At 57.6% G+C, this 12,372-nt stretch carries 9 protein-coding genes; 1 reads left to right on the top strand and 8 read right to left on the bottom strand.

Going from position 1 to position 12,372, the window contains the following annotated elements; all coding sequences use genetic code 11:
* Positions 1 to 35: 35 nt before the first annotated feature.
* The 8 genes from BISA_RS03555 to fruE form a co-directional block, all read right to left on the bottom strand.
* Entirely contained in the window at positions 36 to 1,499 is a 1,464-nt protein-coding gene (locus tag BISA_RS03555; protein ID WP_033890268.1) for an MFS transporter, read from the bottom strand.
* A 181-nt stretch (positions 1,500 to 1,680) separates the two neighbouring features.
* On the bottom strand, positions 1,681 to 2,745 hold the full coding sequence (locus BISA_RS03550; protein ID WP_033890267.1) for a LacI family DNA-binding transcriptional regulator: 1,065 nt from the start codon (positions 2,743 to 2,745) through the stop codon (positions 1,681 to 1,683).
* Positions 2,746 to 2,942: 197 nt separating this feature from the next.
* A complete protein-coding gene (locus BISA_RS03545; protein ID WP_033890266.1) occupies positions 2,943 to 4,334 on the bottom strand; it encodes an MFS transporter in 1,392 nt (463 codons plus the stop codon).
* Between the two features lie 86 nt (positions 4,335 to 4,420).
* Positions 4,421 to 6,589: an alpha-galactosidase gene (locus BISA_RS03540; RefSeq protein WP_033890265.1), complete on the bottom strand. Its 2,169-nt coding sequence runs from the start codon at positions 6,587 to 6,589 to the stop codon at positions 4,421 to 4,423.
* Between the two features lie 417 nt (positions 6,590 to 7,006).
* Positions 7,007 to 8,026, bottom strand: coding sequence for a fructose ABC transporter permease FruG (gene fruG, locus BISA_RS03535; RefSeq protein WP_033890264.1), 1,020 nt, complete (start codon positions 8,024 to 8,026; stop codon positions 7,007 to 7,009).
* The gene (gene fruF / locus BISA_RS03530) at positions 8,023 to 9,093 is read right to left on the bottom strand and encodes a fructose ABC transporter permease FruF (RefSeq protein WP_033890263.1); all 1,071 of its coding nucleotides are present in this window, start codon (positions 9,091 to 9,093) and stop codon (positions 8,023 to 8,025) included. Before fruF ends, fruG begins: the two co-directional genes overlap by 4 nt.
* Position 9,094: 1 nt before the next feature.
* Positions 9,095 to 10,633: a fructose ABC transporter ATP-binding protein FruK gene (fruK, locus tag BISA_RS03525; protein ID WP_033890261.1), complete on the bottom strand. Its 1,539-nt coding sequence runs from the start codon at positions 10,631 to 10,633 to the stop codon at positions 9,095 to 9,097.
* A 146-nt stretch (positions 10,634 to 10,779) separates the two neighbouring features.
* Positions 10,780 to 11,760 carry a fructose ABC transporter ATP-binding protein FruE gene (gene fruE, locus BISA_RS03520; protein ID WP_033890260.1) on the bottom strand — a complete coding sequence of 327 codons (981 nt, stop codon included), beginning with the start codon at positions 11,758 to 11,760 and terminating at the stop codon, positions 10,780 to 10,782.
* Between the two features lie 286 nt (positions 11,761 to 12,046).
* On the opposite strand from fruE, the gene BISA_RS03515 reads away from it, so the two are divergent.
* Complete coding sequence (locus tag BISA_RS03515) at positions 12,047 to 12,319, top strand: hypothetical protein (protein WP_033890259.1); 273 nt, start codon at positions 12,047 to 12,049, stop codon at positions 12,317 to 12,319.
* The last annotated feature ends 53 nt before the right edge of the window (positions 12,320 to 12,372 follow it).

Here is a 12,372-nt window from a genome sequence, read left to right as displayed (position 1 = left end):
AACTCCCCTCACTGAGGGGAGCCGAAATGGATTTCTTACCGGCGAGATGCTCGAATGCGGAAGGCGATGGCCAAGCAGCTCCAACCGATGATGCAGATTACGGTCATGGTGGCGAAGGTCCATGCGCCGCCGACTGCCGTGGCGTGTGCGAACTGCGGCGTGCCTTCTTCGCCAGCTCCCGCCTGTGCCACGGCCAAGATCGTGGAGAACAATGCGGTGCCTGCCGCACCACCGAACTGCAGGCAGGTGTTGAAGATGGCGTTGCCGTCCGGGCGGAACTCATGCGGCACACCAGACAATCCGCTGGTCATGATGTTGGCCGCGCCTACGGCGTAGAAGAAGCCGAAGATGAAGTAGAAGCCGCACAGGAGACCTGCGGTCAAATGCATCGAGAAGATGAGCATCAGCACCGGCCCCAAAATGGCAATGCCAATAGGAATCAGGATGGGCTTGACCGCGCCGAAACGGTCGTACAGCCAGCCACCCACCGGAGCGCATACCGCACCAATCAAGGCGCCTGGCAGCACGAGGGAGCCTGCCACGAATGCGCTTACGCCAAGGGAGAGCTGGGACACGTTAGTGATCACGTAACCGTATCCGATAGCAACCAGTGGCAGTACCAGATAGGCGATGACGTGCAGCAATACGACTGGGTCGCGCAGAATGCCCAGACGCAGCAGCGGGGAGAACGCCTTCTTGGAGCTCAAAGCGAAAAGCATCAGAGAGCCCAAACCGATGATCAGGCTCACGATGGCGATTACAGCAGACTTGGTTGCCGCCTGACCGGATACTGCAGCGCTAATGGCCACGCCACCTTGGTTCAATGCCAGCACCAAGCCGACCAGCGCCAGAATAATGGAACCAAGCTGAATCGGATCAAGGAATGCTGCCTCAGTGGGGGTCTTCTGTTCAATACATTTCGTACCGATGAATGCAGCAATCAACACCAGCGGAATAACCGCTACGAAAATGGCACGCCACGGCAAAATCGCGGTTACAGCACCGCCCACGGTTGGGCCGATGGCCGGAGCCACGGTGATAACCAAGGAGCCGACACCCATAAGTCGGCCGATCTTGGAGCGTGGCGATTGTTCCAAAATAATGTTGATCATCAACGGTGTGGCCACACCAGAGCCAATGCCCTGGATGATTCGGGCAATGATCAGCAGCGGGAAGGCGCTGGCAAAAATCATGATCAAGGAACCAATGATGGCCAGCACTACTGCGGCAAGGAAAATGCCTTTCAGCGGGAAGCGACGCTTCAGGAACGAGCTGATAGGCATGGTGGCAGCCACGGCCAGCAGGTAGATTGTGGTGATCCACTGCACAGTGGCGGTATCCACATGGAATTCACGCATCAGCGAAGGGAAGAGCACGGTCATCACCGTCTCGGTCAGAATGCCGATGAAGGCCAGTGAACCCACGGCCACAATGGCACCGATAAGTTTCAGTGGAATCTTTTCCGCATCAACCGCGCGCTGCTGCTCATTTTCGGGCATAGGAAAGCTCCTCTACGTCTTTGGTTCAAACAAAATGGAAGTCAGGTTTACCAACCGGCGTATGTGTCTCTACGCGCCATCTGATAGGACCGAAAACAGGTTCCGATGGTGCGCCCCGTTTAGCCAGAACATATTTTAAGGCCGAAGGCGGACGCTGCCGGGCATTCTCGGCGTGGAGAGCTCAGGCGTTCACAGTGGATTCACGCTCGATGAGATGGCCTTCAAACCGTTGATACGCCTGCCATGACTCACCGTGCGCACGGCCCAGCGACACGTCTTCGAGCATCGGGGCAAGCATGGCGAATGCAGCGGCACCCACTCCTTGGAAATCCTGATGAATGGTCGTGATTGAGGGGTTCCAGATTCGCGCCACCGGGTGATCATCGAATCCGACGACCAGCACGTCCTGCGGCACGCGCAGACCTTCGTCTCCAAGACCACGAATCACACCCATTGCGGTTTCGTCGTTGCCGGCAAATATGGCCTTGACTTCACCGCGCTTGCGCCCTAATATACGACCGGTTTCGCGCGCGCTATCCACATCCCATCCGGCTTCCACAGCCGGTGGAATGGGAACACCAGCCTCCTGGCACGCTTGAAGCCACCCCTCATAACGGCCTTCGGCACCGCCGCCGCCAGGAATACCGACATAATGCACAGGGCTGGAGCCGATGCCGCGTTCGGCGAGGCGTTGCAGCAGGTGCTGGGTCACGCGGTATCCACCTTCGCGCTCCCCCATCGAAATCTGCGCGATTTCCGTATTGCGCTCTCCCGCCACGCTTACCAATGGCAAAGTGCGAGGAATCATCGACAGCGCCTGCGCACTGGCTTCATCAAAGTTCAACAGCACCACGCCGGCAGGATTATGGTCAAGTGCGGACTGCACACTTTCGCGGATTTGTGCACTGGTACTTCCCGGTTCGGCAATCAGCGCGATGGATAGGGCGAATCCTGCCGCTCGAGCTGCGGTTTCCACGCCTTGAATCACCTGTGTTTGACCGTATCGGGTGGTGTTGGAAGACAGCACCAAGCATTGACTGGATTGCTCGCGCACCAGCGCGCGCGCAATAGCGTTAGGGCGGTAACCAAGCTTGCTGACGGCTTGCGCAATGGCCTGCCGCTTGGTTTCGCTGACTCGCTCCGGCATATTCAAGTAACGGGATACGGTCGGCACGGATACGCCGGCGAGCGCAGCCACATCTTTGATGGATGGTGCTTTGGGCTTGCCGCTTGGTGTTTTCGCCATAGTGCCCCGTTTCCTTTGCCTCGATAACGTTTTTGCTTAGCGAGCGCTTGCCATTGTAAGGCATGCGTACGGTTGGGCTCACACTTGCGTAGCGCATAGGAAAAACTTGCGCATACAAAACAAAGCCGAACGCAGGCATATTGTATGCTGCGTTCGGCTTTGCTGTATCAGTAATAATCAATCACATAATTGATTGCTTACTTGGCTGCTTCCACCTCGTTGGCGCGAGCCTTAAGCTCGCCAAGCACCTTGTCTTGCTGATCTTCGTAACGCTTGTACAAGTAGACGGGAATCATGCACAGCACGAAGATGATCAGCGGCAGCCAGGTGAAGGAGAAGTGGATGGCAGTGAGTGCGGATGCGCTCTGAGCCTTCACGCCTTCCTGGAATCCGGCGATGCTCAAGATCTGCGAAGGCAGGAAGGCGCCGATGCCGGCACCCATCTTGATGCAGAAGGAGGAACCGATGGCGGTGAGCAGACCGGCTGCGCGGATGCCGTTCTTCCATTCGCCGTAGTCAACGGAGTAGGTGACCATGAGCACGAACAGGGAGCACAGGGTGCCGGTGCCGAGGCAGGCAATGCACCAGGAGACGATCATCACCGGGATGTTGCCGCCTGCTACCGCCAGACCGATCTGGCCAGCGCCTGCGAAGCCGAGGGCGAGCAGCGTGGTGCCCCACAGGTGCAGGCGCTTGCACAGGAACGGTACGCTCATCATGCCGAGCACCTGAATGATGGAGATGCCGTTCAGGATGGAAGTCCAGCTTTCATTGCCCACGTTGTAGCGGAAGTAGTACGGCAGCATGGAGGTGCGTGCGGTGAAGCCGATCCAGAAGACCACGTTGGCTACGACCACGAGAATCCACGGCCAGTTGGCCTTGGCTGCGCGGAAGGAATCACGGATGGAAATCGGCTTGGTACGTTCGATGTTCTGCTCGCGCATGTCGAGGAAGGCGATGACCAGCAGCACGAGAGCCACCAGGCAGTAGAGGCCCACGGCCACACGCCAGCCGTTGGCGGAGGTGGAGGAACCGCCAATCTTGGTGGACAGCGGCAGGATGAACGTCACAGCAAGGAAGTTGCCGATGTTGCCGCCGACCATGCGGAAGGTGCTGGCCACGTTGCGCTCGTCCGGGTTGGAGGTGAGGTTCGGCAGCACGGAGGTGATTGGCGCGCTCATGCCGGTGTAGGAGATGCCGGCAAGCACGTAGACCACACCGGCGTACCATGCGCGGGCGGCAGGGTCGGAGATGGGCGGTGCGCAGAACAGCAGGAAGACGAACAGCGAGAACGGCACGGCCATCCACAGGAACCACGGGCGGGACTGGCCCCAGCGGGTGTGCGTGTGATCGATGATCACACCCCACACCGGAGCATCGAAAGCGTCGAAGAAGCGGGCGACGAGCAAGATTGTGCCGGCTACGGCCATAGACAGGCCGTATACCTCGGTGAAGTAGTAGAGGGCGTACGTGCTGATGATGCAGTACAGCAGGTTGCCGGAAAGATCGGTGAACGAGTAGGTCACCTTGCGATGCAATGGCATCTGATGAGGGTTGCGCGGATCGGCCGCGGTAGTGGATTGGCTCATGATTGTTCCTTGATATGGGTTGGTGGTGGTGTGCGGCGCAGCTCTATCTGCGCCGCGGATGTATTGCCGGTGTTATTGCCGGTTGATCAATCGATGGTGACGGCGAAGGTGCGGGAGGCCCAGGTGCCGGTCGGCACTGTGACTTCCAGTACGCCTTCATCGGCGTGCCATTGCGTAGGCCAGGATTCGAAGCCTTCAACCGGGAAGATGGGCTGCACCGTGGCTTCATGGCCTTGTGCGTGGGCGAGGTTCAGGCGAACCGTGCTGTTCTTGGCCTCGCGAGCCCAGACCGTAATCAGTGTGGATTGCTCGCTGCCTGATGCAGGGCGCAGGCCGAATGCCACGGTATCGCTCTCCCATTCCGGTAGACCGAGCGGCCAGAACGGCACCGACGAGCCGATGATTGGCTGCACATACTGCTTGTATGCTCCGATGCCTTTGGCCACGAGCTTATGCTGGTCTTCATCCATGCGGTTGAGGTAACCGGAGAGGAAGAAGCGGCCCAGGAAGGTGGTGCTGATGTTGAACGCGGTTTCCTCGTCGCTCATGCCGGATTGCGGGTATGCCCAGCTGGCGGCCTGTTCGGGCAGCATCAGCATGGGAGCCGCGGCGGCGATGGCCGGATAGATTTTCCAATCCTGCTGGTCGGAGGTGGACTGCACTTGGAAGCGGCTCAGCTGAGCGAAATCCTCACGCATGCCGCCGGACGAACAGTTTTCCAGAATCAGATCGGGGTAACGGCGGCGCAGTCCGTCAATCCAGGCACTGTAGGCGCGATTGTGCTCGAGCAGCGCGTCTCCGAGACTGTCGGCGTTGTGGTCGGAGCCGATGCCGGGAGAAACGTTGTAGTCGAGCTTGAAGTAGCCGACGCCATACTCCCCTACGATGCGGTCGATGACCGAATCCATGTAGTCGCGAGTGTCCTGGCTGCGGAAGTCAAGAATGTAACGCTGCTGTTCAACCACACGCTTGCCTGCTCGGGTGATGAATGCGGAGTCAGGCAGCTGATTAGCTACCGGGGATTCGACGCCAATAACTTCCGGCTCCAGCCAGATGCCCGGAATCATGCCCTGTTCCTTGATGGCATCGATGACTTCCACAATGCCCTTCGGACCGGGGAATCGAGTCTTGGAAGGCATCCACTCGCCCACGGATGGCCACCAGTTGCCCGTGTCGTCATACCAACCGCAGTCGATCACGAAGATTTCCACGCCAACCTCAGCAGCCGCCTTGATCAAGGGCAGTTCCTTGGCGGTGGTTGGGTCGCCGTAGATGGTGTTCATGTAATCGTTGAACACCACGGAAGGGTGCGCGTTGTCTGCATGCTTGACACGCCATGCGCGGCGGTATGCGGTGATGATCGCAGTGGCTTCGTTGAAGTCGGCCGCAATGGTAAAGGACGCAGGCACGGTGGCGAAAGAGGCGCCGGGCTTCAGCGTCTTGCTCCATGCGTGGCTTTCTTCCACAGGGCCGGCAAGCGCGATGTAACCGTCTGCCGTATCCTGACCGATTTCCCAGCGCCAAGCGCCGTTATGTTCCACTTGGAAAATCCATGCGAGGCCAAGCACCTTGTTTTCCAGTACGGCGAGCGGCACATGCTGGCCGGTGGACCAGGTGCCCGTGGAGATGACCTGATGGCGACCGCGAGGATCCCATCCAGTCAGTTCCTCATGGATACGGGGGAAAATGCGACGCAATGGCGTGGTGTGCCATCGTCCTTCGGAAAGCCAGTCCATATCCGCTTCGGTGAGCGTCCAATCGCCAAACGTGTTGGGGTCGGTGGGAGAAACTCCGGTCGGAGCGCCAAAGCTGCCAGTGAAGCTGGTAACGGATTCCAGGGTGACGTCATCCTGTTCGTTGGCGTTCGTCACTGTGGCCCAGGTGCGCACCATTGGCGAGTTGGTCGCAACCTCATAGGTTACTACCGCTTCGATGCCGGTGCGCGGATCACTCAGGGTAATATCCAGACGGCTGGCGGTGGACTGTGCTTCTGCGCTTTCCGGTTCTACGGCTCGATTGGTGACATGGCTTACGTAGCGCAGGTCCCTGCCGATAGTGGTGTGGGTGATTTTGCCGCAGGCCAGCCAATGGCCGGAACCGGAAGCAAGAATTTCCACGATGGGCGTGGCATGCGCAAAGGTCACGTCGATGTGCTGCTTCGGCACTCGGTATGCCACCAGCGCTACTGGTTGGTCGTCGGCGTATGCGAAGTCGAGTTCAACGCCGCCGCCCTCCCATGTGAATGTGCTGCTCATTGATGTTCCTTATATGTTGTTCGGTTGCACCTCATGGCAGCGGCTTTGCTTGACAGCGTTGTTCCGCACGCCATTGTGGTTGCGTATGTTCACAGCATAGCGCGATAACGTTTTCATAGCAAAGTGGCAACGATAACAATTTGATATACAAAGCTGTCTTTTTCTAAATAGCCAGCATTATTGAATCGTTTTCATAAAATGCCATTGCAGCGGTCATGAACCAAAACTCATATAAAAAACGTGTGGGGAGCAGTTCGGATTTCCGAGCTGCTCCCCACACGTCGATGAAAGGAAGAAAAGAAAAAGGAGAAAGTCTTTGGTGCTTATTCCGGCCCTATCGCCCCGCTCCGCGACGAGCACAGGCAATAGAACCGGAACACCTATTCAGTTATTGTTCAGTTATGTGTTCGCGGAGGCCTATTTTTTCTCCCCGACTGCCATCACGGCGCGCTGCAGCACCACGAAGACGAGGATCATGAGGCCAACCACAATGGTGGTCCATTCTGCCGGCACACCGAAGTCGGAGGTGAGCGGGTCGAGGATGGAGCGGACCAGAGCGCCGAGCACGGAACCGAGCACGTAGCCGAAGCCACCGGTGATGATCGTACCGCCGATAACCACGGAGGCCACTGCGTCGAGCTCCCAGCCCACACCAACGGTGTTCTTTGCGGAACCGATGTTGGCGGTGTACACAATCGAAGCCAGGGCCGCGAGGATTGCGGAGGTCAGGTAGATGGTGTACTGGGTGCGCTTGACCGGCAGACCCATCAGCTCAGCGGAGGAGCGAGAGCCACCGATGGCGTAGATGGTGCGGCCAGTGCGGGTGTGGTGCAAGAAGATGTAGCCGTAGATCACAACAATCAGAGCGATAACAACGCCAATGTTGAAGGAGAGATCGTTGGAGATCTTCGGGTTATCGATGATCTTGATCTCGTTGGCGATGAAGTCGAAGTTGTTGTTCTCCGGGAAGGTCAGGGAGTCGGTGGAGATGATGGAGGCGATACCGCGAGCCAGGAACATCGTAGACAGGGTTGCGATGAACGGCTGCATGTTGAATTCCTCAATCAGCGTGCCGGCCAGCAGACCGAACACGGCACCGATCAGCAGCATGATGACCATGACCAGGATGGCGGGAACACCGGCGTTTGCCAGCTTCAGGCCAACGACTGCGGTGATTGCCACGATGGCGCCGACCGACAGATCGATACCACCGGTCAAAATCGGCAGGGTCATGGCCACTGCCAGGATAATCAGGTAGGCGTGGTCGATGAACAGGGAGGAGATGAAGCCCAGTCGGATGTAGGTGCCGAACAGTGCCTGTCCCATGATGATCATCAGCAGGAAGATTACGACGGCCGCGAGGGTCGGAATCATCTGACGATCAAGCTTGAAGCCCTTCTTAGGAGCCTTTACCTTATTTGCCGTAGCTGTTGTCATGCTGCCACCGCCTTAGCTTGAGCCTTGAGTGCACGCTTACGCTTCATTTCCGCACCCAAGTTGTGGATCTTAGGAGCCTGCATCACGCAGATCACGATCACGACGACGGCGAAGAAGGCCGGGGTTGCTTCGGCGTTGATGCCGAGGGTGATGATGGTCTTGCGGATCATGGCGATAATCACAGCGCCGACAGCGGAGCCGGCGAGGGAGAACTTACCACCGAGCAGCGAGGTGCCGCCGATGACGACTGCGAGGATGGCGTACATTTCGAGGTCCTGACCGGTCTTGACCACGTCAACACGCATCACGGATGCGGTGGCGAACAGACCTGCGATGGCCGCGAGGAAGCCGGAGACCGCGTAGACGAGGAAGAGGATCTTCTTCGGCTTGATACCAGTCATACGAGAGGCTTCCTGGTTGATGCCCACGGCCTCGATCATCATGCCCATTGCGGTCTTGCGGCACAGCAGGCCGACCAGAATCACAATGACCACGGCGATAACGAAGTTGGCGGGGATGCCGAGGATGAAGCCATTGGCGAACCACTTGAGCGGCTCGTTGCCGGCGACTGCGGAAGCATCGGTGTTCTCACCGGAGGTAATCACCTTGGCGATACCACGGCCGGCGAGCATCATGATCAGGGTGGTGATGAACGGCTGGAGACCAAGCAGGGAGACCAGAGCGCCGTTGACACAGCCGATGGCCAGACCAACGAGCAGAGCGATCAGGATGGAGACCCACACGTTGACGCCGTTGGAGAGGGACTGCATGGCGGCGGCACCTGCCACGGCCATCACGGAACCGACCGAGAGGTCGATGCCTGCGGTGGAGATGACCAGGGTCATACCGGTGGCGATCATCAGGTATCGGGCGGATTCCTGAAGCATGGTGATCAGCGGGCCGGCCAGACCGCCGGTGTTGTCGTTCCAGCTCAATGCCAGGAAGTCATGCTGGAAGATGGTGCAGATGACGACCAGGAGGATGAATGCCACAATGGACCAGGTCAGGTTGTTGCTCAGCAGCTTCTTCACGAGAGCGTTGCCCTCTTCCTTTGCCTTTTCAGCCATCTCACGCCTCCTTTCCGTTCACGTTGGTGTTAGCAATGGTTTCGACGATGGTCGCCTGAGAGACGGTGTCGTCGTTTTCGATTTCTGCGATCTTGTGGCGATCCTTCAGGACCTCGATGTCGTCGGACAGACGCACGACCTCTTCAAGCTCGGAGGAGATGAAGACGACGCCCATGCCCTTGGCGGCGAGGTCGAGCACGACCTGCTGAATTTCAGCCTTGGCGCCGATATCGATACCGCGGGTCGGCTCGTCGAGGATGAGCAGCTCCGGGTGGGTGGCCAGCCAACGGCCGATCAGCACCTTCTGCTGGTTACCACCAGACAGGTTCTTGATCGGGCGATCGGGATCGCGCGGACGAACGTTAAGTTCTTCCATGTACTTGTCGACGATCGCGTCCGCTTCCTTCTTCGGAATCGGGTTGAACATGCCGCGGGTGGCCTGCAGTGCGATGAGGATGTTCTGGCGAACGGTAAGGTCACCGATGATGCCCTCATCACGACGGTTTTCGGTGGAGTATGCGATCTTGTTCTTCAGGGCGGTGTACGGGTCGGAAATGTTGACCTGCTTGCCGTTGAACTCGTAGGTACCGGAGTCCGGCTTGTCTGCGCCGAAGAGCAGACGGCCAAGCTCGGTACGGCCGGAACCCAGCAGGCCTGCGAAGCCGACGACCTCGCCCTTGTAGATATCCAGATCGACCGGGTTGATGGTGCCCTTCTTGCCCAGGCCCTTGACTTCGGCCAGCGGCTTCTCGCCGGACTTGATTTCGCGGCGAGACTTCTTGGCGCCAATCTGGGAAAGCTCGGCGGCGGACTTACCAATCATCATGCCGATGAGTTCGTCACGCGGAGTGTCCTTGGTCATGACTTCCTTGATGAACTTACCGTTACGCAGAATGGTCAGACGGTCGGTGATCTCGTAGATCTGATCGAGGAAGTGGGAGACGAACAGGATGGCCACGCCCGAGTCACGCACCTTGCGCATGATCTTGAACAGGTCCTGCACCTCGTTGGCATCCAGGGAGGAAGTCGGCTCATCGAGAATCAGCACCTTGGCGTTGATGACCATAGCGCGGGCGATGGCGACCAGCTGCTGCATGGCGATGGAGATGGAGCTCAGCGGAGTGTGCGGGTCGATGTTCTCCAGACCCATCTGGGCCAGATACGTCTTGGCGGCTTCGTGGGTCTTCTTCCAGTCGATGCCGAACGGGCCACGCTTTTCATGGCCGAGCATCACGTTCTCACCAACGGAGAGGTTGGTGCACAGGTTCACTTCCTGGTACACAGTGGCGATACCGGCGTTTTGAGCATCCAAAGTGCCGTTGAAGCTTTGCGGCTTGCCCTCGACGGTGATGGAGCCAGAGTTGATCTTGTACACACCGGTCAGAGCCTTGATCATGGTCGACTTACCAGCACCGTTCTCACCCATGAGAGCGTGCACTTCACCTGGGTAGAGGGTCAGGTCGACACCGTCCAAAGCCTTGACGCCCGGGAACTCAATCGTGATGCCCTTCATCACGACGATAGGGGTTTTATCAGTCATGTCTTTGCCTTAAACGAGAAGGAATTTTTGTTATCGTTTTGTGATATTTGGGCCGAACATGAGTGATGGTGTGGAAGGAGCATGTTTTCCTTCTCACACCATCACTACGAGTTCAGTTCAGTTATCAGTGTTGAGCAGCCGTGCTATCAGTAAGCGCGGGAGTTGTTGTCCAGAGCTTCCTTGGCGCTGGCGGCGTCGAAGGTCTTGGACTCGATCTGGATGTCCTTCTCAACCTTCTTGCCATCCAGGTAATCCTTGACGGCCTGAGCAGTTTCCTTACCGAAGATCGGGTTGTACTCGATCACGTAGGAGAGGTCGCCGTCAACCAGAGCCTGCAGAGCGTTCTTGGTACCATCAATGGTGATGATCTTGACCTTGCCCTTGAGGCCGGCAGCGTCAACAGCCTGAGCGGCACCGAGGCCCATCTCATCGTTCTGGGCGAAGATGAACTGCGGGTTCTCAGACTTGTACTTGTCAAGCAGACCAGCGGTCACGGTCTTGGCCTCATCAGTGGACCAGTTAGCGGACTGGGACTCAAGGACCTTAATGTTGGAGGCAACCTTGTCGGACCAGCCGGTGCCACGATCCTTCACCACGGACAGGCCTGCAGGGCCTTCCAGGATGAAGCCGTTGGCGCCGTCCGGGAAGTTCTTGTTGACGAACTCGGCGGCCTGCTGGCCAGCCCATTCGTTGGACGGTCCGATGTGGGAGACGATAGCCTTCTTGGCATCGGCGTCCTTGACGGACACGTTACGATCAACGGTGAAGACCGGGATCTCAGCCTCAGCGGCCTTCTTCAGGGAGTCATCCCAACCGGAATCCTCAGTGGAAGACAGGATGATGGCGTCAACTTCGTCGTTCACGAACTTGTTGAAAGCCTGAATCTGCTTCTGCTGATCGTTGTTCTGAGTCGGGGAGTAGACCAAATCGAAGCCTGCATCCTTGAATGCGGACTTGATGTCGTTCTCGTTAGCGGTACGGAAGCCGCCCTCAGGACCAACGGCCACGAAGCCGACGGTCTTCTTGCCATCGTTGCTGCCACCAGCGCTGCTGGAACCACAAGCCGCAACACTTACCAATGCAGCAGCGGAAGCAACAAGAGCAATAGCTTTCTTCCAATTCTTCATGAATACTCCTCCTCGAGCAGTGTTCTCTGGATGTCCATCCATCCACATTGATGACTTCATGTCATCGACAGTCTTAAGTATGGAACGAACAGGTCTGATGTTCAATCGTGAGCGGTAACAGTTTGATAACAGGTCTATAACGTTTTGATAACAGTGCGTTCAGATGGGCGAAACTCGGCGGATTAAGGCCATTTATCAACCATAATGGTAGTTGGTTGCATAGCGGCAATGCCGCTCGTCAACCGAGCGACAAGGCCGTTGCTACAGGTATACAGAAAGGGTAACTATGCAGAAGACCGTGTTTCTTATCATCAAGCAAGTGGAGGGTGTGAAGCAGCTGGCCGGCGTGGCCGCCACTATTGGCGACGCCGCCAAGCTTCTGGCCAAGTGGGAGCCGGAATGCCCGGATAACTTCAACTTCCTGGGCACCAAGGAAGAGTATGGCGTGACCCGTCACCTGTTCAACATCCCGTTCAACATGGCATACCTCATCTATGAGGTTCCGATGAACTCCGAAGTACCAGCCGAACTGTTCAAGAAGGAATACGGCGGCATCTGATCTGTCTGGCTTCCTGTCACTATATGAAAACTCCCGCGCGCTAAGCGTACGGG

Source organism: Bifidobacterium saguini DSM 23967 (assembly GCF_000741715.1).
Taxonomy (GTDB): domain Bacteria; phylum Actinomycetota; class Actinomycetes; order Actinomycetales; family Bifidobacteriaceae; genus Bifidobacterium; species Bifidobacterium saguini.
Note: the sequence above shows the minus strand (reverse complement) of the source record. Positions and strands in the feature narration are given on the sequence as shown.